The organism is Bartonella sp. AP4SXKL, assembly GCF_042195845.1.
Lineage (GTDB): Bacteria > Pseudomonadota > Alphaproteobacteria > Rhizobiales > Rhizobiaceae > Bartonella.
The window spans coordinates 104,823-127,822 of record NZ_JBHIPA010000004.1 but is presented as its reverse complement, the minus strand read 5'-3'; the positions used below and the strand labels follow the sequence as shown (position 1 = coordinate 127,822).

At 40.3% G+C, this 23,000-nt stretch carries 17 protein-coding genes and 1 pseudogene; 2 read left to right on the top strand and 16 right to left on the bottom strand.

The window, feature by feature from the left end; all coding sequences use genetic code 11:
• Positions 1–168, top strand: a pseudogene (locus ACFIMI_RS03670) (P-type DNA transfer ATPase VirB11); the annotation flags it as partial.
• An 862-nt stretch (positions 169–1,030) separates the two neighbouring features.
• On the opposite strand, the gene ACFIMI_RS03665 reads toward ACFIMI_RS03670, so the two are convergent.
• The 8 genes from ACFIMI_RS03665 to ACFIMI_RS03630 all read right to left on the bottom strand — a co-directional run bounded on the left by ACFIMI_RS03665 (position 1,031) and on the right by ACFIMI_RS03630 (position 10,917).
• A complete protein-coding gene (locus ACFIMI_RS03665) occupies positions 1,031–1,150 on the bottom strand; it encodes a type II toxin-antitoxin system RelB/DinJ family antitoxin (RefSeq protein ID WP_375638284.1) in 120 nt (39 codons plus the stop codon).
• A gap of 168 nt (positions 1,151–1,318) precedes the next feature.
• Positions 1,319–1,501 carry a hypothetical protein gene (locus ACFIMI_RS03660; protein WP_375692253.1) on the bottom strand — a complete coding sequence of 61 codons (183 nt, stop codon included), beginning with the start codon at positions 1,499–1,501 and terminating at the stop codon, positions 1,319–1,321.
• Between the two features lie 329 nt (positions 1,502–1,830).
• Positions 1,831–3,204, bottom strand: a complete 1,374-nt coding sequence (glmM, locus tag ACFIMI_RS03655; protein WP_375613213.1) for a phosphoglucosamine mutase — start codon at positions 3,202–3,204, stop codon at positions 1,831–1,833.
• A gap of 553 nt (positions 3,205–3,757) precedes the next feature.
• Positions 3,758–5,920 carry an ATP-dependent zinc metalloprotease FtsH gene (ftsH, locus tag ACFIMI_RS03650; RefSeq protein WP_375630939.1) on the bottom strand — a complete coding sequence of 721 codons (2,163 nt, stop codon included), beginning with the start codon at positions 5,918–5,920 and terminating at the stop codon, positions 3,758–3,760.
• Between the two features lie 114 nt (positions 5,921–6,034).
• On the bottom strand, positions 6,035–7,522 hold the full coding sequence (gene tilS, locus ACFIMI_RS03645) for a tRNA lysidine(34) synthetase TilS (RefSeq protein ID WP_375692252.1): 1,488 nt from the start codon (positions 7,520–7,522) through the stop codon (positions 6,035–6,037).
• Positions 7,523–7,540: 18 nt separating this feature from the next.
• Entirely contained in the window at positions 7,541–9,445 is a 1,905-nt protein-coding gene (locus tag ACFIMI_RS03640; RefSeq protein ID WP_375692251.1) for a tol-pal system protein, read from the bottom strand.
• 52 nt (positions 9,446–9,497) lie between these two features.
• Positions 9,498–10,019: a peptidoglycan-associated lipoprotein Pal gene (gene pal, locus ACFIMI_RS03635; RefSeq protein ID WP_375611765.1), complete on the bottom strand. Its 522-nt coding sequence runs from the start codon at positions 10,017–10,019 to the stop codon at positions 9,498–9,500.
• A gap of 202 nt (positions 10,020–10,221) precedes the next feature.
• Entirely contained in the window at positions 10,222–10,917 is a 696-nt protein-coding gene (locus ACFIMI_RS03630; RefSeq protein ID WP_375611764.1) for a DUF1013 domain-containing protein, read from the bottom strand.
• 368 nt (positions 10,918–11,285) lie between these two features.
• Here ACFIMI_RS03630 and ACFIMI_RS03625 point away from each other — a divergent pair, with 368 nt between their 5' ends.
• On the top strand, positions 11,286–12,032 hold the full coding sequence (locus tag ACFIMI_RS03625; protein ID WP_254492472.1) for a YebC/PmpR family DNA-binding transcriptional regulator: 747 nt from the start codon (positions 11,286–11,288) through the stop codon (positions 12,030–12,032).
• Between the two features lie 1,078 nt (positions 12,033–13,110).
• On the opposite strand, the gene tolB is transcribed toward ACFIMI_RS03625, so the two are convergent.
• From tolB to ruvC, 8 genes are all read right to left on the bottom strand, one after another.
• Positions 13,111–14,436 carry a Tol-Pal system beta propeller repeat protein TolB gene (gene tolB, locus ACFIMI_RS03620; RefSeq protein ID WP_375681985.1) on the bottom strand — a complete coding sequence of 442 codons (1,326 nt, stop codon included), beginning with the start codon at positions 14,434–14,436 and terminating at the stop codon, positions 13,111–13,113.
• A gap of 38 nt (positions 14,437–14,474) precedes the next feature.
• Positions 14,475–15,719 carry a cell envelope biogenesis protein TolA gene (locus tag ACFIMI_RS03615; RefSeq protein WP_375692250.1) on the bottom strand — a complete coding sequence of 415 codons (1,245 nt, stop codon included), beginning with the start codon at positions 15,717–15,719 and terminating at the stop codon, positions 14,475–14,477.
• Positions 15,720–15,826: 107 nt separating this feature from the next.
• A complete protein-coding gene (tolR, locus tag ACFIMI_RS03610; protein WP_375692249.1) occupies positions 15,827–16,279 on the bottom strand; it encodes a protein TolR in 453 nt (150 codons plus the stop codon).
• A 15-nt stretch (positions 16,280–16,294) separates the two neighbouring features.
• The gene (tolQ, locus tag ACFIMI_RS03605) at positions 16,295–17,008 is read right to left on the bottom strand and encodes a protein TolQ (RefSeq protein ID WP_375606538.1); all 714 of its coding nucleotides are present in this window, start codon (positions 17,006–17,008) and stop codon (positions 16,295–16,297) included.
• Positions 17,009–18,743: 1,735 nt separating this feature from the next.
• Complete coding sequence (ybgC, locus tag ACFIMI_RS03600; protein WP_375611759.1) at positions 18,744–19,184, bottom strand: tol-pal system-associated acyl-CoA thioesterase; 441 nt, start codon at positions 19,182–19,184, stop codon at positions 18,744–18,746.
• A 211-nt stretch (positions 19,185–19,395) separates the two neighbouring features.
• The gene (ruvB, locus tag ACFIMI_RS03595; RefSeq protein WP_375613207.1) at positions 19,396–20,490 is read right to left on the bottom strand and encodes a Holliday junction branch migration DNA helicase RuvB; all 1,095 of its coding nucleotides are present in this window, start codon (positions 20,488–20,490) and stop codon (positions 19,396–19,398) included.
• A gap of 13 nt (positions 20,491–20,503) precedes the next feature.
• A complete protein-coding gene (ruvA, locus tag ACFIMI_RS03590) occupies positions 20,504–21,118 on the bottom strand; it encodes a Holliday junction branch migration protein RuvA (RefSeq protein ID WP_375611757.1) in 615 nt (204 codons plus the stop codon).
• A gap of 13 nt (positions 21,119–21,131) precedes the next feature.
• Positions 21,132–21,647, bottom strand: a complete 516-nt coding sequence (gene ruvC / locus ACFIMI_RS03585) for a crossover junction endodeoxyribonuclease RuvC (RefSeq protein WP_375613206.1) — start codon at positions 21,645–21,647, stop codon at positions 21,132–21,134.
• Between the last annotated feature and the right edge of the window lie 1,353 nt (positions 21,648–23,000).

Sequence of the window (23,000 nt, the reverse complement as noted above, 5' to 3'; positions counted from 1 at the left end):
ACCCTTTTAGTCAAAGAAAGTGACGGTGGTGGTAATTTAGCACGCGATGATATCCGCGGCTTATTAATCTCGATGATTGATGTCATCATCCAATGTAAACGCCTTGAAGGAAAATTTCGTGTAACAGAAATCTATTACGACCCTTTCAAACGCCGTGATGCTTTTTAAAAAAACGCTACCCCTCACACCCTTTTTTATAAGCAAAAACTATACCAATAGAGCTTTCTTAAAAACACGATTATAAGCCGCGGATATCATCGCGTGCTAAATTACCACCATAGCTTCAAGTTCATTTTCAATGAATTGAAAGCAAAAAGAAGTAAAAATATCATCCCCATTCCCAATCACGAATGCGCCCCACAGGAAAACCAAAACGTGCCGAAAATGATATCTATAACCCTATATTTTTTCTGATTTTTTTTGACATCAACATTTGCAGGAATATAAATACCAAATTTAGTATCCGCTTCACCTTTAGCTTCAGACAAAAGCTTCACAAACACCTTTTAATATACGAGGTCCTGCTTTATGTGCCTTATCCATTATTATTCTTTTCGATATTCATCAAGGCGCAATATAAAAATTTTCTTCAACGCATTCCTCTCTGATTTTGTCAAATTACCTCAAGATGATTGACTGTAAATATCTTCGATCAACACCGGAATATTTTAACCACCAAAAAAGGGTATAACTTTATATCCCCCACTTTTACTCTTATGCTTTTAAACCTAACTTTCCTTGGCTTTCTCTCATACCTTGCATAAGACCACCAGCATCTGAATGAGTAGCAATAAAAGAAACAATATCAAATAATTATTCAGGCGATATGCCTTCTTCTTTCACAGAAATTCAATAAGCTGCCATTTCAATCACGGTTTGCATACATCATTCAATATACGGAAACACCCATAACGATAATGATGTAAATGAAAAGCTAACTTGAAGTGAATGATCAGAAATATCAAATATCCAAATGACAAAACAAATCTTACCTATCTTCAGCTATATCTCTTAACCCTTGTCACTTCTCTTAACCCTTATCACTTTTCTCAAAAGTTTTAAGCGTTTTCTCATGAAGAATATACATATCAAACGGCAATCCTCTTTCATCAACAACTTTTGTCAAAGCAATACGGATGAAATCAGACACCGTAAGTCCTAAACTTGCTAATATTTCACCGGATTTTTTTTAACGCCCTATCTATGCAGGCACATACAACATCTTTTGTCACACCCATATTAAACACCTCCTTTGATTACCTCTCTTTTACCGTATGGCTTAATAGGGCTTATACAGTATAAGGCTTTATCCTTGCCCTTACCGTATCATATCTATTGATCTTGCACGCGCTATTGCGTTGATTTTCTCCTGTTGTCTCTGTTGCAAAAACTTAACTGCCATTTGAAATTCTTTTATGCGTTCTTTATTATAAGACTGTTCTTTGGGGATTGCTTTTGATAAATCAAAACCATATTTATGAAGTGCACCCCAAAACAACATTAAAGACAAAACCACGAAACGACATCGCTTTCACCAATATAAATCGCCGAACCCTTTTTTACGTAATTCTTAATCCTTCCTTATATGAAAGGTATAAAGGATAAACTTCGGCCATCACACCCCCCCTTCACCAACGGCTGTTTTTCTTGAATAACCATTTCGACTGCCTGCTCTCACCAGCTCTTTCTCCTGTACAACTCAAGAATTTTCACCTCTCTCTCAAGATCTACCCAATTCTAGAAACATTCCCTTTATTGCAACAAATAATTCCCGCAACAAACATCCTCTATTTCTCAAAAGATTAGCTGATTGCTTGCCCCTTACAGCATTCAAGATTCCTCAAGTGCAGTCCCCATGCGTACATCATGATGAATAATAACATCCATCAACTCTGTCACGACAGTGTCCAATACTTCTCGTGCATCGCCTTCAGCCATAAGGCGGATAACCGGCTCAGTTCCAGAAGCGCGGATCACCAGCCGTGCCTCTTTTCCTAACCGCTTCTCTGCTTGATCAATGGCCGCTTTGACGGGATTTTTTTTCAAGACATTTTTATTTTTAATCGTTACATTTTTTAAAATTTGCGGTACAGGTTCAAACCGTTTACACAATTGGCTCATAGGGCTTTGACTTTCCTTCATACAAGCTAAAATCTGCAATGCAGCCACCAAGCCATCACCCGTGGTACCAAAATCACTAAGCACGATATGGCCAGAAGCCTCACCACCAACATTATATCCCTTTTGGCGCATGGCATCGACAACATAACGATCTCCAACTTTTGTCCTTACAAGGTGCAACCCTTTGCTATTCAAGAAACGTTCTAGTCCAAGATTTGACATAATCGTTGTGACAACACCATTACACCGTAATCGTCCCATTTTATGCCAATTTTCAGCAATTACAGCAATTAACTGATCTCCATCAACCGTTTGTGCTTTTTCATCCACAATGAGAACACGATCTCCATCTCCATCAAGAGCAATCCCCACATCAGCACGTACTTCATGCACTTTTCGTTTTAAAGAGCTTAAATCGGTTGATCCACATTTTTGATTAATATTGGTCCCATTGGGTTCATCATGAATAGCAAAAACCTCAGCCCCCAATTCCCATAAAGCACGGGGAGCCGCTTTATAAGCAGCCCCATTGGCACAATCCACAACAATACGCACAGTATCTAAGCGAACATCACGCGGCAAAGTTCGTTTGGCATATTCAATATAACGATAAATATCTCCCTCAACCCGTTTTGCATAACCAATTTCGGCAGAACTTGCTAAAGATTTTGAAAGATCTGTATCGATCAATTGTTCAATTTTGGCTTCCATATCATCTGAAAGTTTAAAACCATCAGGACCAAAAAGTTTAATTCCATTATCATAGAACGGATTATGAGAAGCAGAAATCATCACCCCAAGATCCGCTCGCAAAGAGCGGCAAAGCATTGCAACAGCAGGGGTTGGCACTGGACCCAATAAAAAAGCTTCCATCCCCGCAGCAGTCAACCCTGAAACCAAAGCGTTTTCCAACATATAGCCAGATAATCGTGTATCCTTGCCAATCACCACACGATGAGATTGATGTTGTGAGCGAAATAAAACCCCTACAGCCATCCCCACCTTCATGGCAAAATCGGGTGTCATAGGAAATGAATTGGCTTTCCCCCGAATTCCATCTGTACCAAAATATTTTTGCACCATGCCTCTTTCCTTTAATATATAATTCTTCCCTTGGCTTTTCCTTAAAATCCTAACAAGCCCCCTTGGTACAATAGTCCTCCTCTCCCCGTATAAAATCAGATCATTGATCTTAAACCTTCATGCATTTAGACAATCAAGCCCCCTATTCACCATCTACACATCTAAACCACTCTCAAGCAATTATGTTTACACCCTTCCACATAAAAGCAATATTATCTCCTCAAAATGCTCTATACATCCCTTTAACACAACCAACGGATAATTTCACACACTTGCTAAATCCGTAAAGAAACCCAGCACCAAACCTCATACCCTACCAAATCAGCAAGGAAATCTATCGCCTAACCTTACAACCCCCTACCACATTAGAAAAGCAACAGTCCACCTCGCCTTGTAGCATGCTAAAGCCGCCATCATACAACGGCTTTGCTTAATTTTTTGCTTTCATATTTTTGCAAATATTACAAGAAAGGCGCAAACAAAACTTGCGCCTTTCTCAAAAAAATTAGAAGTTTTCCTAAAACATCGTCACTCAAGCGGTATTAAATAATTCTTATTTTTCTTTATCATCTCCCGCAGTATTGGACTTCTTTTCAGCATTACTTTTAGAGCGGTTGACTGATTTTGTAGTACCTTTTGTGCTTTGTGCTTTTTTCTCAGTCTCATCCGATTGCACTTCTTTAGACTGAGCCTCCTTAAGCACAACATTACTGGATTTTGCTGTTTTTTTCCCAACAGCTGCCTCTGCTTTGCCTGCCTCGCCTTTATCGGTCTCTACTTTATGAGGCGCTGTTTTAGAGACTGCTTCAGCGTTTTTTTCATCCACCACTGTTGTCTCTGTCTTCATTTTTCCAGTTTTTGGAACAGAAGAGCCCCGTGGCGCAGCACCCTCATCTTTCTGTGTGCGTGAAGGAGGCTTTCCTGCAATAACTTCGTTAATTTCAGCTCCCGTTAAAGTCTCATATTCCAACAAACCTTGTGCCAAAGCAAACCATTCTTTTCTTTTTGTTTTCAAAATGTTTGTCGCATTTTTATAGGCATCATCAATAAGCTTACGCACTTCCATATCAATCATGCGTGCTGTTTCTTCAGAGACATTTTGTGTTCGCGCAACAGAATGACCCAAAAAGACTTCATCTTGGTTATCGCCATAAGCTACATTTCCAAGCAGATCAGAAAATCCCCACCGTGTGATCATCGCGCGAGCTAATTTCGTTGCTTGTTCAATATCAGAAGAAGCACCAGATGTGATATTTTCCTTTCCAAACTTTAATTCTTCAGCCACACGTCCACCCATCATAATGGCCAGACGAGAAATCATCCACCGATAACTCATAGAATAGCGATCGCCTTCAGGCAATTGCATCACCATTCCCAATGCTCTTCCCCTTGGAACGATTGTTGCTTTGTGGACAGGATCAGCAACCGGCACATTAAGAGCCACAATAGCATGTCCTGCTTCGTGATAAGCAGTGAGTTCTTTTTCCTCTTGTGTCATAGCGGTTGAACGACGTTCCGCCCCCATCATCACCTTATCTTTGGCATCTTCGAATTCTTGCATCGTGACAACTCTTTTATTACGGCTTGCAGCCATAAGAGCAGCTTCATTGACCAGATTCATCAGGTCCGCACCGGAAAATCCTGGTGTTCCCCTTGCCAAAATTTTCAAATCAACGTTAGGCGCTAAAGGCACGTTGCGCACATGCACTTTCAAGATTTGTTCACGCCCAGAAACATCAGGGTTTGGCACAACAACTTGTCGGTCGAAGCGCCCTGGTCTTAACAAAGCGGGATCAAGCACATCGGGACGGTTTGTTGCGGCAATAAGAATAATACTTTCATTGGGCTCAAACCCATCCATTTCGACAAGCAACTGGTTTAAGGTCTGTTCACGTTCATCGTTTCCACCGCCAAGACCAGCCCCCCGATGGCGCCCAACAGCATCGATTTCATCAATAAAGATAATACAAGGTGCATTTTTTTTAGCCTGTTCGAACATATCGCGCACACGGCTTGCCCCAACACCAACAAACATTTCAACAAAATCAGACCCTGAAATGGTAAAGAATGGCACATTGGCTTCACCGGCCACAGAACGTGCTAGCAAAGTTTTACCGGTTCCTGGAGGACCAACAAGCAAAACACCGCGTGGGATACGCCCCCCTAAGCGTTGAAATTTTTGTGGTTCGCGTAAAAATTCAACAATTTCTTGAAGATCTTGCTTTGCTTCTTCAACGCCAGCAACATCTTTAAAGGTAATACGTCCTTGCGCTTCATTAAGCAATCTTGCTTTCGATTTCCCAAATCCCATTGCACCGCGTGATCCATTTTGCATTTGCCGCATAAAAAAGACCCACGCCCCCACGATAATAATAACAGGTAACAAGGAAAAGAGGAGATTGAGGAAAATGCTATTTCCAGAGCTTTCAGGAATAGCTTTAACATTGACGTTTTTACTTTCCAATTTTTGTATCAAACCTGGATCGCGAGGAGCATAGGTTGAAATAGCTCTATGTTCAATGGTTTTTCCTGTTAATTTTTGACCTTGAATGGTCACAGATTTCAACTCATTATTCTCAACTTTTTGCAAAAATTCAGAATAGGAGACTTCTCCACCACCAGAACGTTGGCTATCTCCATTAAAGAGAGAAAACGACACAATCAAAATCAATGCAATAACTCCCCAAATAAGGAGAGAGCGGTAATTGGAATTCATATTCAGCCCACTTAATCAAATATAGATTTCAAACAGTTCCCCTTAACATATAACCTTGTCAGCCCCTTGCCAAGGGATGAGAAGCTGTTTATTTTCTTTTAGAGTAATTTTCCTTTATCTTTTCACCTCAATATTAAAAAAAGGTTCCACAACATTCACCAAGGCAGCATCTTCTCGTGAGGAAAGCCAATCGAAAGGTGCCATAATCCGCTTGACGATAACATGTTTATGAACAACTGCTTGAGAAATCAACTCTGGAATATCATACCCTTTATGATTTGAGATCATCAGCAGCGATTGTAAAGAGGGAAAATGAGGCTTTTCAAGCTCAAAATCGCTATTTTTTAATAAAAATTTCAGCTGTTCTAAATTTGCGGCTCCAACCTTTATAGCCTCATATCCATGATTTGTGATATGATAGCGCCCATCCCATATAAAAGTTTTATCTGGCTCAACAATAGCCTCTTTCATATTTCGCCCTTCACGCCACAAAGAAATTCCCTGCTTGTTATATTCAATAACAGAGCCCGCATAAGTAAAACGCCGCTTTTCTGAAGAATCGAGACAGAGTTTTTGAACAAGCATGCTTAATTTCTGATTGGGGAGCAAATAAAATCCCCCTCCCATCAGCACAGCAAAGAGCCCCACCACAAAAGGAAAACTGGAATGTTTCTGTAAAAACAGCGCAGGCTTTGCTATGAAACAACGCCCATGTTGGACAGTAATATCCAGCGCTAAGATCAAATCAGCAATATTTTTGGCTTGTTGACGACGCTGCAATGCGGCTTCATTTATTTTTTGAGCAATATAAGCCAATTTTTGTGGAGAAAGAGATTGACGCACGCGCACACGTTCAAAATTGCGATCTTCATTGGTTGGATCATCAATCCATGTTTGTCCTTGTAAGCGTAAATAATTCCGTAATGTTTGGCGTTTTACACCAAGGAGTGGCCGAATCAAACGCACTTTTCTATGCAACAACGCCTCACGCGGAATACAGGATAAACCGCGCTCATAAAGGGGACCATAGTTTTTTTCGGCAATATTTTTTTTTGTTTTTCTGGTATGATCCTCATCACGTATACCCTCGGCTTCACCGCGCAAAATACCAGCAAAACCACTGGCATAAACCTCATCGCGCATGGCAACAGCTTCACTATATAAAGCACCTCTATTCTTTTGGAGACGTTGATACCGCATTTGATAGGTTTCAACCTGATCATTGAGTGTATGCCCCGTCATAATAAGTGATGCGCCTTGTTTTTGTGCTTCTTTAACCAAGAGATCATAGCGTGCAACACGCGCGCTGGAAGCAATATGCGTCTTTGGCTTTTCGCCTTCCCATCGCACAGTGATATGTTGAATATCATGGACACGACAAATTTTCGCAACAGTTTCTGCCTCACGCATCGATTCTTTACGCAATTGATGATCAACCGTGACAACAATCATTTCTGGAGGAAATACGAGTGTTTCCAAATGCTCTTTGACCAAAAACATCAAAGCCAAAGAATCACTTCCCCCTGAGACGGCAAGAATCAACTTCTGACATTGAATAAAATCCGATGTTTTAAAGAGATTTCTTGCCAGTCTAACGCACACCGAAAACGACCTCGCTGTTTATTTTGCAGGTTTACAAAAAACAGATGCTAATGTTTGTTGACGTTTTGATTTTTTCACAAAATGAGCACAATCGTCTTTATTTGGCTCAAGAGCGACCATACTTCTTGCTAATTTCAGTAAAATCTCGGAGGTATAGAGCTTCTTTTTATCTGCATACCATGCGGTAAGATAAACTTGTGCTGCTTCATGATAGCGTTTTTGCCCCAACAAAGATTCGGCCAACCAAAATAAAGCATCATCACTCAAAGAATCTTTTTTGTAACGATTTTGAAAAGCGCAAAAGCTTTTTTCAGCATCAACATAGTTAGCAGAACGAATAAAATCATACCCTTCCTTATACAAAGCTTTAGAAGAAGAAAGATTGTCACTCTGATGTGCTTCAATTGGAGCACTTACTTCATGCGCTTTGTTAAAAGGTTGACTGTTTTCATGGTCATGGCTCTCCACCTTAGCTTCCACAGCAGCAACCTTTGTCTGGTCACCTGTACTATGGTCCTGCTCCATCTCTTCCTTTACAGTCTGAGATTTTTCATCTACAGCAGACTTTTCAAAAGAACAAGAATAAACAGAAGAGGCTTCTGTATCAAAAAGCTCGTGAAACTGCTTGTTAACATTTTTTAAACTGTTATGCTCAAGCACCATTCGTATCTTATGCAAAAGCTTATCTAAATCATAATCTTTAAATAAAGCCTGTTGATTCTCTAAAATAATCCCTTGGTGCTCCGCAACACTAGTAGCTTTTTCCACCACATCAGATGCTGCTTTATCAGCTGCTTCAGGTGCTTTCTTCACTGCATCAACAGCCTTATTAACGGCGTCAGTGGCTTTTTCTATCACATCAGATGCTGCTTTATCGGCTGCTTCAGGCGCTTCTTTAACAGCATCAACAGCCTTATCAACAGCGTCAGTGGCTTTTTCCGCCGCATCAGATGCTGCTTTATCAGCTGCTTCAGGTGCTTCCTTCACAGCATCAACAGCCTTATTAACAGCGTCAGTGGCTTTTTCCGCCGCATCAGATGCTGCTTTATCAGCTGCTTCAGGTGCTTCTTTCACTGCATCGACAGCCTTATTAACAGCGTCAGTGGCTTTTTCCGCCGCGCTAGATGCTGCTTTATCGGCGGCTTCAGGCGCTTCTTTTACAGCATCAACAGCCTTATTAACAGCGTCAGTGGCTTTTTCCACCGCGCTAGATGCTGCTTTATCAGCTGCTTCAGGTGCTTTCTTCACTGCATCAACAGCCTTATTAACAGCGTCAGTGGCTTTTTCCACCGCGCTAGATGCTGCTTTATCAGCTGCTTCAGGTGCTTTCTTCACTGCATCAGTTGCCTTATCAACAGCGTCAGTGGCTTTTTCTATCACATCAGATGCTGCTTTATCGGCTACTTCAGGCGCTTCTTTAACAGCATCAACAGCCTTATCAACAGCGTCAGTGGCTTTTTCCGCCGCATCAGATGCTGCTTTATCGGCTGCTTCAGGCGCTTTCTTCACTGCATCAACAGCCTTATTAACAGCGTCAGTGGCTTTTTCCACCGCGCTAGATGCTGCTTTATCAGCTGCTTCAGGTGCTTTCTTCACTGCATCAACAGCCTTATTAACAGCGTCAGTGGCTTTTTCCGCCGCATCAGATGCTGCTTTATCAGCTGCTTCAGGTGCTTTCTTCACGTCATCAGTTGCCTTATCAACAGCGTCAGTGGCTTTTTCCTCCACATCAGATGCTGCTTTATCGGCTGCATCAGGTGCTTTCTTCACGTCATCAGTTGCCTTATCAACTGCATCAACTTTATCCGTATCATGTGCAGGATATTCGGAAGCCTTTCGTGCCGCACTTTGAACAAGTGAAGTAGAACAAGCTATGAAAACCCCCATATAAAAGAGTGTTTTCCAATTGATTTTACGATACATTCTTTTTTCCCCTTAAGAGCTTATTGAATAGTTGAAACAAACAATCTTCTTTTTAATGATTATTCATGTCACTCAACGTTGTCACAGCACGTCGATTTTGATTCCAACAGGAAATATCATCACATACTGCTACAGGTCTTTCTTTTCCGTAAGAAATTGTTTGAATCCGTTGTGCGGACACACCAAGAGACACCAAATAGTTTCGCACAGCAACAGCACGGCGCTGTCCAAGTGCCAAGTTATATTCACGTGTTCCCCTCTCATCAGCATGACCTTCGATCATAATAGAATAATAAGGATAATGAAGCAACCATTCTGCTTGGCGCGTTAAAATACGTTCAGCATCAGCATCAAGTGAAGAAGAATCGAGACCAAAAAACACGCGATCACCCACATTAACCGTAAATTCTTGTCCTGAGCCTGGTGACACCTGATTCAAACCAGCATCATTCATATAAGCGCCATTCATACCGTTAAGTGCACCAACATTTTTTTTGCCACACCCACCCAGGCATAGTGAGAAAAGAAAGAGGATAGCTAAGGAATGAGAGATGGTTTTTTTGGTAGAGCGCATAGTCCGTTTCTCCTTGAATTTCGTAAAGAAGGGTCAATTCTTAAAAATATTTTTAAGAATAACCGTTAATTCCTAATGAAGAAGAAATTTTTTCTGTTTTTTCGTCCTCATTTTTACTTTTAAGTCTCTGCCAATTTTTCTTCTCTTCAGCCATTCCTCTAACATTTCCATAAGAAATGTTTCCCTTATGCGTCATGGCTTTTTATGCATCATCTTGATCTTGACGATTTTTTTGCAGCGCGTTCAGCTTTGCAAAAACTTTATCAGCGTCAAAAGTCTTATGCAGATTTTCTTCACTCTCATTTTCCTCTAGAGCAGCGTTTTCCGTCACAGAAGCGGGAAGCAACGACCTATCTTCTTCTGCTGCAACAGGACGATTTTTCGCCGCACGCTGGAGCTCAAAATCTAAATCGATTTGCGAACACAAACCAAGTCCTACAGGATCAAGAGGAACCAAATTTGCACTATTCCAATGGGTTCTAAGGCGGATTTGTTCAATTGTCGCTTTTGTTGTCCCAATCAACCGTGCAATTTGCGCATCTTTCAACTCGGGATGGTTCGTAACCAACCATAGGATACCATTGGGACGATCTTGGCGTCGAGAAAGAGGGATATAGCGCGCCCCTTTACGTTTTTTTTCAGGAATATGCACCCTCGATTGAGAAATTTTCAATCGTGCGTTTTGATCAGCCTCCACCCGTGCAATTTCACTGCGCGTCAATTGCCCAGAACTAATCGGATCTAAACCTTTAATACCATAAGCCGCATCACCATCGGCAATAGCTTTTACTTCCAAGACATGCAATTTACAAAATTCTGCAATCTGATCAAAAGAAAGAGCTGTATTATCAACTAACCAAACAGCTGTTGCTTTGGGCATCAAAAGTTGCGTTGCCATTTTTATAAATCCTCTTCTGCGCCTCTTCTATGAGGCAGGTTACCGCCCACTCAAGAGCACTGGAACTTTTTTATATGTTTAGGTCTCTCCAACCACTCCTAAAACAAAGCGCGGCATGGAATAAACCATTTTGCTATGAGATTACATTCTGTTATAGCGTTATTTTTGCTCAACGACAAGAGATCTCTCTTGTAATGATCCTCAACTAAGGTGTCTTTACCTTTAAGATGAATTTTCTTATAAAGGGTTTATTCGATTATTTCACCTCATGCTGTGGCACATTTATTCTGGTGGGATGCATGCTTTATCGCCTTAAATTCTAAGGAGTATCCAACTGGCAAAAAAGCCCTCAAATAGGAAGGAAAACTATGGCAGGCCATTCACAATTTAAAAATATTATGCACCGTAAAGGGCGTCAAGATGCAATGCGCTCGAAAATATTTTCTAAGCTTGCACGCGAAATTACCGTAGCAGCAAAACAAGGTGCTCCTGATCCAGCCATGAATCCACGTTTAAGGCTGGCTGTTCAAAATGCCAAAGCACAATCGATGCCGAAAGATAATATTGAACGCGCAATTAAAAAAGCGTCAGGCGCCGATGTCGAAAATTATGATGAAGTACGCTATGAGGGCTATGGACCAGGCGGCGTTGCCGTCATTGTTGAAGCTTTAACTGATAACCGCAACCGCACCGCTTCAAATGTGCGCGCCGCCTTCACAAAATCAGGAGGAGCCTTAGGGGAAACAGGATCGGTCAGTTTCATGTTTAATCGGATTGGTGAAATAATCTATAAGCCAGAAGCAGGAACAGCCGATAACATCATGGATGCAGCAATTGAAGCCGGTGCCGAAGATGTGCAATCAGAAGAAACCGGACATCATATTACCTGCGCATTTGAAGATATTGGTGAAGTTTCCAAAACACTTGAAGCAAAACTTGGTGAAGCAGAATCGATTAAAACGATTTGGAAAGCCACCACCCTTGCACCAATAGATGAAGAAAAAGCTTTGTCCGTTTTACGACTAATTTCAACATTAGAAGAAGATGATGATGTGCAAAATGTTTATGCAAATTTTGATGTCAGTGATGAGATTTTGGCAAAATTGTCTGTATAATTCCCATCATTTGCATAAGCCCTCTCTTCATGCATGAGGGCTTCAAAAGCATCTGTCACCTCTCCTCTTTATCCGCATATATAAAAGCCCCGCGTCAATAGCGGGGAAAAGCTGTCAGTGCAACAAGAAAACCGCAATTAATTTCAGAAAACATAATCCCAAAAAGAAAGCATACAAAACTCTGTAGCCTCACGCCTTTCTTACATGCCCCAAAGATTATCCCTATATTCCTCTCTATTTGATCTTTTTGTTCTTTAAGATTAACCTCCTCTCTCCGCTCTCAAGTAATGAAATGATCTAGCCTCTAAACAATTAGGGGTTTCTTGACGTATTCCTATGACGAATCACTCATAAAATTCACTTGAAACTTAAGGCTCAACAAACATACACTCCCCTAAATATTCGCTACGCACTTAAAAAACACTTAGAATATATCAAGGAGGTTTATACGCCCTATATCCCCACACCTCAAAGGGCAGTGTTTTTACAACATCACAGAATAAAAATAAGCAAATGGAAAGCCAGAGCTGATTGTTTAGCAAAGTATTGTACAAAAAGCCGGTACATCTCTCTAATCCGTTGCGGATAAATTTTTGACTTTATGGCATTAACTTTATGGCATCGTATATTTCTAAAATAACGTCATTTATCTTAAAAATCTGTCCTTTTGCTCTTACCAATCAATCAAGATTCAGATCTAAAACAACCGCGTACTTGAATAAAACACATCAAAGAGCAACAGCCCCCCTGACAAGACCAAACTCTTCACAAACAAAATTGAAGAAGAAGTTTAAAAAAATATATACAGCGACACTTTGAATAAAAAGTTGAACTCTAGAGATCTTAGAATTTTCGGCTCTATTTTTTCAAGGTCTTGTTTTGAATTTTTTTAAGCATTTTCCCCCAAGGAAATTCCATTATCGATCAACAACCATAGATGATAGATGAAATCTACATAACTCCCCATACCCACTATAATCAATTCCTTCTTTTAAATAATTAAAAACTATTGAGATTGTTTAAACTTGAGACTGTGTAGACTATATTCCTTCTATCTTCTGTTTTTAAGCATTTTGTTTTACTGTATATTGAGCAAAGGCGACCATGCTGGATCTGAAGCATCATTGGGGGTGGGTAATTGACGTTCATTGCGACCCGTAATATCAATCGTATAAATTTTTGGTCCCATACCGGGATTTTTGCGAAAGAACATCAGCACACGACCATTAGGGGCCCACGTTGGTCCTTCATTGTGAAACCCTGTGGTTAAAATTCGTTCTCCTTGTCCATCAGGGCGCATAACACCGATAGAAAATTGTCCGCTTAATTGTTTTGTAAAGGCGATATAGTCACCCCGTGGAGACCAAATAGGTGTTGAATAACTCCCCTCGTTTAAAGAAATACGTTGAATATCACTCCCATCCGCATTCATTTTATAGATTTGCGGCTTTCCACTACGATCTGAAGAAAAGACAATTTGTTTTCCATCCGGTGAATAAGAAGCAGAAGTATCAATAGCAGAAGTTGTTGTAAGTCGCGTCATCGTACGGGTTCGTAAATCCATAGTGTAAAGATTGGCACTCCCATCATTTTGTAACAAACTCATGATAACTTTTTGTCCATCAGAAGAAAAACGTGGAGCAATTGTCATGTTATTAAACGTTCCGATCAACTCTCTTTGCCCCATTTCAATTTGTTGGAGATAAACATGAGGTACTTGATTGTCCTCGTAAGCCATATAGGTCAATTCTTGTCTTTTTGGTGAAAACCGCGGTGTAAGCACCAATTCACTTCCATCAGACATATAAATCAAATTTGCTCCATCTTGATCCATCATTGCTAAACGTTTAATGCGTGCATTTTGAGGACCTGTTTCATCGATAAAAACAATCCTTGTATCAAAATAACCACTTTCTCCTGTCATCTCACTATAGATCTCATCTGCGATCATATGTGCCACACGCCGCCAACGTTCTGTCGCAGTATAAAAACGCCGTCCTTTCAATTGTCTTTGTCCAAACACATCCCATAAACGAAAATCGACCCTCAAACGTCCATCGATTTCTCTCATGACTTGCCCAGTAACTAAACCTTGCGCTTTTATTTTCTGCCAAGAAGCAAAATGTGGTTGTTTATTAGGATTAGAAATGTTTTCAAAAAAATTTGCTTTATCAAGCGGTAAAAACAGCCCCGACCGTTCGAGATCGGCTGTCACCACAGCAGATATTTTCAACCCAATCGAATCATTGGAAATAAAGTCTGTAATTGCAATGGGAATGGGATTAAAATCAGCGCTCGAAATAGTTCCTTTCAATTGCGCATAACCCGATGAAATACTTGAAAGCCACAACCCACAAGTGACAATAAACCAAGCAAAAACTTTATGTCTCGTTATAGTCATCATGGAATGTGTCCTTTCGTTAAGCGCTTTTTTCTCGTTTATCATCTTATTTCTTGGAGGGGATCAACATTAAAGTCAAAACCTTGCCCCCATAGATCATATTGATCACGTGGGAGATCTGCATAAGGTTGGCATGAAAAGACAGCAGCATACACCTGCCTTATCATAATAGCTTGTTGACTCTCAAGGCCGCTTACGGGATCAATGATAGGATCGCCCACAACCATCCCTTCACGGTCTAAATAAAATCGCAACCGCACGACCGGACGATTTTTTAAATCGCCGCCAAGCGCCACAAGTTTAAGCTTCTGTTGAATACATCCCCCCGCAATATTGACCAATGTTTGTGCCATTTTTGTGGTATCATTAATATTTTTTCTTGCACCCAAAGCTTCTGGTGTATGAGAACGTTTTGCTCCCCCTCCTTGTGACCGCGCACGATTGAGCAAATTATTTTCCTCCAGAGCTAAAATATCTTCAATGGTCTGTTTCTCTTGGTTTTTCTTGTTAAGCTTTGGCGTCTTTTGATTCAATGCAGCCTCATTCTTCTTTGGAAATTCTCCGTCAAACTTTGGTTTAAACTGTGGAAGAAGAGATTTTTCTGGAAGTACAATTTTGGGCGCTTGATGAACAATCTGCTCTGCTGGTACTTTTGGGACCGTTGGAGCCAATTCTTTTGGCGATATCATTTCTTCATTTTTGTGCGCAGGCTTGAGCGCAACCTTAGAGGCATCCTCCGGTGCCTCCAAAGGCGTCTCAGGTGCAACCTTGGGGGCATCCTCCGGTAGTGCCTCCAAAGGCATCTCAGGCGCAACCTTAGGCTCATCTTCCGGTGGTGCCTCCAAAGGCATCTCAGGCGCAACCTTGGGTGCATCCTCTGTTTTTGCTTCTAATAATTCTGGTTTTGTAAGTTCTGGTGCAAATGTTTCTGACGTGTTCTCGCTTGATGGTGGCGATGCTGTTTCAACGGGACGCAGCTTTTCCTCTGGTTGAAACGGTGCAAGACTATCTATTTGTCCCTCTCCAATATGGCGTGCATCTTCTTTCTCTTGTGGTTGCATAGTTGGTTTGACGGCAGGGATTGCACGTATAGGAGCCTTCACGGCTCCTTGTTGAGAAGAAAACTCGTCCACCAAAGGAGCAAGAGTGATGGGAATTGCTTCCAACGGTTGTGGTAAAGAGACAGAGCTTGTAAACTGAATAGCTCCCCAACTGAGAAAAATGACATGGACCACAAGGGATAAAACCAAGCCTCGTTTCATACTATGATAGGAGTCTTTGTTCATTCTTTATGCCTTACTTATGCCTTACATTTTTTCATTTTTAATCACTCTATGCTCTTTTAAAAACATCTTAAAAACAACCGGTTATGCACAATTTTATTACTTATTATTTATTGTGCTAAACTTGCTAACGCAACTTGAGAAAACCCCGCTTTTTGAATATCTGCCAGCAGTTTTAATACTTGCTGATATTCAACAGTTTTAGCAACCCGCACAAAAACCCGTTGATCTTTTTGTGTAGCATCTGCTTCCAGAAGAGTTTTCAGGTGTGCAATCAGGGCCTGTGACGTTTCATAGTAATCTTGATTAATGGCAAAGCGCCCTTGCGCGTCAAGTGAAACCGTAAGAGGTGTTTTTTGAGCTCGTATGGGACCCGCTTGACTACGAGGCAAATCTAGAGGAACACCGTTCACTAAAAGGGGGGCAGAGACCATAAAAATAATCAACAAGACCAGCATGACATCCACAAAAGGAGTGACATTGATCTCACTCATCAGTTGGCTTCGTGAATGATGCCGCCTACGTGTATTTTTGCGAGAAGAAGAAGCAACAGAAAAGCCCATGGGATAAGATCCTTTTTATAAAGAGGAAGGTGCTGTGCGTGTTTCATCAATACGCCGCGATACAATTGTTGAAAATTCATCGGCAAAATTTTCTATTTGTGCAATGATGCGCGCACTTTCATGGGTCAACTTGTTATAAGCAATAACAGCTGGAATTGCTGCAAACAAACCAATCGCGGTTGCCAAAAGCGCTTCTGCAATCCCTGGTGCGACAATGGCAAGTGATGTATTTTGAGAAGCTGAAATAGAAAGAAAAGACTCCATAATACCAATAACTGTTCCAAAAAGTCCGATAAAAGGTCCCGCAGATCCCAGTGTCGCAAGAAAACTTAATTTTGATTCTATTTTTTCACTTTCACGTCCCAGCGTCAAATCCATAGCCTTATCAATTCTGCTCTGCAAACTTTTCGATGTATGGGTCCCTTTTTCAAGAGATTTTTTCCATTCAACCATTGCTGCCATAAAAACTGCGGATATACTATTGGTACGTTGACTTTTGCATGATGCATAAAGATCTTCTAGCGCTTTGCCAGACCAAAATGTACGTTCAAACTGCTTTATTTCACGCCGTATTCTCCGATACGTAAAAATTTTATCAAAAATAATTGCCCAACTCCAGATGGAAGCGAGCAGCAACCCAATCATAACACCTTTCACGATCCAACTCGCTTGCATAAACAAATGCAACATTCCAATTGTTTCCGGATTTGTTAGTTCACCATGCGGCATAATTTTTATCCCTCTAAATGAAAGGTGTATTTTTAAAAGTTTTATAAAACAGATTATTTTATAGTTTCTAAATTTAAGTAAAGACTTTAGTTTCACATAAATCCATGCGCTAAAACAAGACTTGTTTCTTAAATTTCCTTAAAAAGTGATGACGAGAGACATCCCTCAATGCACACCCCCCTCATTTCACAACAGCATTTATGAAAAATATAACGATAAGGATTTCTCCATAAATGCTATAAAAATAAAAGACATAAAAATGCATGATATAAAATCTATTATGCACCACCATCTTTACGCTTATGAAAAGAACGCTAAATCATCATACGCGTTTTAAGCTTAAAATACAGCGATAAGTCTTAGCACTTGAAAAGATTCATAAGAAGCATTTTATTCCTTTCTTAAGTATTTTTGTATCCACTCACCAACTCCGCTTGTGACATGTAAGAAAATGTTTTTGATTAATTCGCGGCAATAGAGCTTGAAAAGAAAAAATTTTACAAGTTTCAGAATTATCTGAAAGTGACAACGCAATGAATTATCATTGTAAATAAATATGTTATCATCATAAAAGATGACGCTTTGCCTCAGGCTATTATTTCTCTCATTTTCCATCGAATTGAATACGGGGTACACCATCGGGCACAAAAAACGATACTAAACCACCCTACCACACCTCACAACAATGCGCCTCCCCCATGCACCCCCCCTATTATAAGTCCTATATAATCTAGTGTAAGTCTCATGTAATCTCATTGTGTTGTGAATTAGCCCCTTTCAATGCCTATCATCTCTCTGGCACCATGGTATAACGTACAAGCTTCCGTGACATGAAAAAAGCCTTTTCACGTCTTTACTTCATGAAAACCAGCTTCTTCGCTCTCTTTGCTCACTTGCGATATTTGATCATTATTGCATTGAAAATGATACATAAGGAACATTTTTACAATTTTTTCAATGATTTTTATTGCTCTCTTATGATGCGTAAGCAAATGATTTTAATTGTTTCAACATGAACAGATTTGAAATGTAAAGTATTTTATTCTATTCCTCTATTAGGGTTTGTACCCGTGAGAAGTGATAATTTATCTTTCTAAGTCAATATATTATATAGAATAATATGCTTTTGAAACTTTAAATCAAGAATGCATTTCTGCTTTGTATACATTGATCTCTCACTCATTTACTACGCTTAGAAGCGCACATAAAGTGATGCATTATAGATAGAAATGGATGAAACACGCGCTCTTGTGATGCCAAATGACAATCCAGTAAAAAAAACAAATCAAATTGCTTAAAAACACCCTTTGGGTGTTTTTAAGCAATTTTCGACCTAATGGCTTATTATCACTTTATTGCAATATTGCGCTGGGTATGTGCATTTTTATAAAAATAAATCTTAATCCATTTTTATTTCTTTTTATATTTTGTACTTTTTCGCTGCTTTCCGATGCCAACAAACCTTTCTTCAAAAAAAAGAAAATATCTTGAGTTTATAGAAGAAAATGGATGATATGACATTGTTTTTGAATCATAACATGGATAGGGCGTGTTTAATTTTGTGGGATATCATCTTCAATTTATTGTAGTTATTGTAGCAGAGGTGCTTTCTTTTGCTGTATCGTGTAACCTTGTTAGAAAACATCTAGGCTATGATAAATGTATAGTCTTAGATTATAGATTACTTTATATCTGCTGATCTCTCCTGAAGCGGCTGTTTCAATGAATAACACTTTTAACCAAGCATTTTTGCAAAAAGTTCTTTGGGTAAACGTCGCGGTTTTGCCTCCTCATTAATCAGAGCAATTTCAACTTTGGCTGTTACCAACGTAGTCATCTCATGCAAAATAGATTGCTCCATAAAAAAGCGGGCCCCTTGGATATGAGTAACACGTGTTTTAACGACTAAAAGATGATCAATTTTAGCGGGTCTTGAAAAATTAATTTCCATATGACGAACAACAAAAAACAGTTTTTCCCCCTCACCCCCTGCTGCTAACATCTTATTATTAAAACCGGTATCGCGTAAAAACTCTGAACGTCCTCGTTCAAAAAACTCAAGATAACGCGCATGATAAACTACACCGGAAAAATCTGTATCCGCAACATAAACGCGGACCTGAAAATTATGAAAAGCGTTTGTATGATTGCTCTTAAAAGGTGTTATTTCTGTCATCGACTTCATATCCCATAAAATCATCTAATATAGCAAATTATCTATCAATCAAAAGATTGAACACATTTTTGTGTTGAAGTTGTGAAAAGCAAAAAATCTTTAATAGTGCCAAACCTTTTTAGCCAGAATATGCTAAAAGAAGGCACGTCTCTTGTATTTTATGACCTTGCTATAAAATATTCACATAGTTTCTTTTAACAAAGAGAATGCCTTAGTCATCTTCCCCATCCCATAAAGATGTCTGAAGTGATGAATTGTCTTGAGCATCAGAAAGTTGAGAACGCCTTTGTATAGACGTTGTAGAGGCTGGAGCAGAAAGCCCTAAATGGCTCCAAGCCTTTTCAGTTAGAATGCGTCCACGAGCGGTTCTTTGAATAAAACCTTGTTGGAGCAAATACGGTTCAACAATATCTTCAATGGCATCGCGTGGTTCTGATAAAGCAGCAGCAATCGTTTCAATCCCCACCGGTCCCCCTAAAAAAGTTTCCGCAATCAGGAGCAAGTAGCGGCGGTCAAGCGGATCAAGCCCAAGATGATCAACCTCAAGGCGCGAAAGGGCTTCATCGGCGATTTTTTGGTCAATTTGTTTTGCCTGTTTAACCAGAGCAAAATCACAAACGCGCCGTAAAAGCCGTCCGGCAATACGAGGCGTCCCGCGTGCTCGGCGTGCAATTTCATGAGCACCATCATCACTGATCTTAACGGCAAAAAGTCGTGCATTACGCTGCACAATATATTCCAATTCTTCTATCGTATAAAAATTGAGACGAATTGGGATGCCAAAACGGTCTCGTAGAGGTGTGGTTAAAAGCCCCAAACGTGTGGTTGCTGCCACCAAAGTAAATTTAGCCAGATCAATTTTCACCGAGCGTGCGGCCGGCCCCTCCCCAATGATCAAATCAAGTTGATAATCTTCCATGGCTGGATAAAGAATTTCCTCAATCGCCGGATTTAAGCGATGAATTTCATCAATAAACAAGACATCACGTTCTTCAAGATTGGTCAAGAGAGCGGCTAAATCTCCTGCTTTAGCGATGACCGGCCCTGAAGTAGAGCGAAAATTAACGCCTAATTCTTTTGCCATAATCTGTGAAAGCGTTGTTTTTCCCAACCCCGGTGGCCCTACAAACAAAACGTGATCCAGCGCTTCTTGCCGCGTTTTTGCTGCTTCAATAAATATTTTTAAATTAGCCCGCGCCGCTTCTTGACCAATAAAGTCATCGAGAACTTGTGGCCTCAAGGAACGATCTGGATCGTTAGGAAGGGGGGCGGAACCCAGAAGGCGTTTATCTTCATCTTTATGCATTGTTACCTTGATTTTAAGTAGGAGAAGAAAGCAATTTGAGACTATGGCGGATCAGCAGGGCAGAAGAAACAGTTTCCCCCTCAAGAGCATTCATCGCAAGAGCAAGAGCACGAGATGCATGCTCCCGTTCAAACCCTAGCTTCATCAACGCGGAAAGCGCATCATGCGCAGGTTGATTGGTCATCTCACGCTGAGAAACCGAAACAGTCTTGACAGCTTGTTCAAAGGGGAGTGTTTTACTTTTCAGTTCACCCACAATTCTTTCACTGACTTTTTTACCAACGCCTGGCGCTCGACTAATCATCGCAACATCGTTTAAAGCAATAGCCTGTGCAAGTTCATCTGGCGATAAAGTACCCAAGATTGCCAAAGCAACCTTTGCCCCTACTCCAGGAACATTTTGTAGAAGACAAAACCACTCCTGTTCAGCTCTTGTAGCAAAACCAAAAAGGCGGATTGCGTCTTCCCGAACATGCGTTTCAATAAAAAGGCTTAACGCCTCCCCAACAGAGGGTAAAGAAGGACGCAGCCGATTTGACACAAAAACAACATACCCCACACCGTGAACATCAAGAAGGATATGATCATCAAAGATATGTTCAAGAGTGCCCTTTAATTTGCCAATCATGCTTCCACCCCACTCATATCGCCATCCTTGCCTGATAAGATCGGTCAATACTGTTACGGTGCATACTATGACAAAGAGCAAGAGCAAGAGCATCAGCCGCATCACTGCTATCAAATTCAGCCCGTGGGAGGAGAACTTTGACCATCATATGGATTTGTTCTTTAGCCCCATGTCCAACCCCAATAACTGATTTTTTCACTTTGTTGGGCGCATATTCAAAAACAGGAAGATTTGCTTGCGCAGGAACCAGCAGTGCAATTGCACGCGCTTGCCCAAGTTTTAAAGTTGCTGTAGCATCTTTGTTGACAAATACATGTTCTACAGCAGCTTCATGGGGCATAAATTGATGCACAACCTCTGAAAGACCTTTGTGGATCTGACATAGTCTGGAAGCCAGCTCACACTGTACATCAGAAGAAACCGTCCCTGCTGCAATAAACTGAAGACGATTACCCGCAACATCGATAACGCCCCACCCTGTACGCCGTAATCCGGGATCAATGCCTATAATACGAATCGTCTCTGCCATAAACTACAGTCTATACACTTTTCCCCCCTGTGAATAAAGATGTGAATAAAGACAAGACCACAAAGAAACCAGCAACCCAAGACAAAACCAGTAAAAAGATAATCATATCCCCCAAATTTATACAATTATAACACACAACGAACAGCATCTTTATGGAACACACTTCATGAAGCATAACTGAAATCAATCAAAACCATTCACACATCACAAGCAAGCACCTTATCAAGCACCCTCTAAAGCATAAAAATTCCCTTTCTGTATCATTTCCAATGCCATAATGGTTAAACATCGCAAACGAGCAAATAGATCAGTGCTGGATTGCACATTCATAAGTATAAAGAGGCTATGCAATGGATAGTATACACTTTACGGAAACTTTTTACATTATAGCATGACGCTACCACAATAACTCAACACATTGATTTACAAAGATAATTAATTATTTTGTATGTTGCATAAGAATCCCGAATATCCTAAGATTTTCTCATTACAAATCTGTTTATATTGAAGCAATCAAAACCATTCTCTTACATATGAAACGTGGGATTGCCGTATAGAGTGAAACTGTACAAGACAGGACTAAAAATGCCTCTAATAAATTGACTCAAGTGCCAAGAGCTTGTCGCAACATTGAGAACTGGAAAATATGATGATAGTGCCGGCTTTTTCCTTTGCAAGCGTAAAAATGAGAGAGGCTCAACGAATGTGAATAAGAACTGAGAGGTGTTTTTGAATATACCCATCACACCACAATAACATTTCATAGAGAGGGACATTGCATAGGGGCACAGGGAACCCATGGGGCATTCATTATATGGCACTTTATTTTGGATATTTTACTTTACGCGAGGAAAAATAACTTCCATTCAAAACAAAAGAAGCCCCAAAACTGCAACAATGTGTATCATCCTCATTAACACACACTTTACAGCAGCTTTATAGGCATAAATTATAGAGCACAAATAAATTGATGTACAAGCCCCTACTCTATCTTAGAGCCAGATCATTATCAGAGCCAAAACAAAATCACACGATAGATCAACAGAAAGTATTCCAGCTGCAATCAACCAAAGCCGATTTCCCACAAAACCAACCATACTCCATCCCATGCCATATTCGAAATCAATACTTATACACCCCCTCTAAGCTATAAGCTCAAGATATTTCTACGCCAAATAGAAATTAGGCAGAAAAAAACACTCTAGATTAGTTTTAATTGTGAAATTTCGGTTGTAAAAAAAAATGGGTATACTGCTCTAAATATCGTAAGAAAGAAGCAAGGAGCTATTCTTCTCAGAACGCCCAAAAGCTGTTTTCAGTAATTCAATTTATTTTCCCACTGGATTATCATCG

Coding starts and splice junctions, on each gene's coding strand:
- ACFIMI_RS03660 (WP_375692253.1), bottom strand. CDS start 1,501: ATGTTGTTTTGGGGTGCACTTCATAAATATGGTTTTGATTTATCAAAA.
- glmM (WP_375613213.1), bottom strand. CDS start 3,204: ATGGTGCAAAAATATTTTGGTACAGATGGAATTCGGGGGAAAGCCAAT.
- ftsH (WP_375630939.1), bottom strand. CDS start 5,920: ATGAATTCCAATTACCGCTCTCTCCTTATTTGGGGAGTTATTGCATTG.
- ACFIMI_RS03640 (WP_375692251.1), bottom strand. CDS start 9,445: ATGTATCGTAAAATCAATTGGAAAACACTCTTTTATATGGGGGTTTTC.
- pal (WP_375611765.1), bottom strand. CDS start 10,019: ATGCGCTCTACCAAAAAAACCATCTCTCATTCCTTAGCTATCCTCTTT.
- ACFIMI_RS03630 (WP_375611764.1), bottom strand. CDS start 10,917: ATGGCAACGCAACTTTTGATGCCCAAAGCAACAGCTGTTTGGTTAGTT.
- ACFIMI_RS03625 (WP_254492472.1), top strand. CDS start 11,286: ATGGCAGGCCATTCACAATTTAAAAATATTATGCACCGTAAAGGGCGT.
- tolB (WP_375681985.1), bottom strand. CDS start 14,436: ATGATGACTATAACGAGACATAAAGTTTTTGCTTGGTTTATTGTCACT.
- ACFIMI_RS03615 (WP_375692250.1), bottom strand. CDS start 15,719: ATGAACAAAGACTCCTATCATAGTATGAAACGAGGCTTGGTTTTATCC.
- tolR (WP_375692249.1), bottom strand. CDS start 16,279: ATGGGCTTTTCTGTTGCTTCTTCTTCTCGCAAAAATACACGTAGGCGG.
- tolQ (WP_375606538.1), bottom strand. CDS start 17,008: ATGCCGCATGGTGAACTAACAAATCCGGAAACAATTGGAATGTTGCAT.
- ybgC (WP_375611759.1), bottom strand. CDS start 19,184: ATGACAGAAATAACACCTTTTAAGAGCAATCATACAAACGCTTTTCAT.
- ruvB (WP_375613207.1), bottom strand. CDS start 20,490: ATGCATAAAGATGAAGATAAACGCCTTCTGGGTTCCGCCCCCCTTCCT.
- ruvA (WP_375611757.1), bottom strand. CDS start 21,118: ATGATTGGCAAATTAAAGGGCACTCTTGAACATATCTTTGATGATCAT.
- ruvC (WP_375613206.1), bottom strand. CDS start 21,647: ATGGCAGAGACGATTCGTATTATAGGCATTGATCCCGGATTACGGCGT.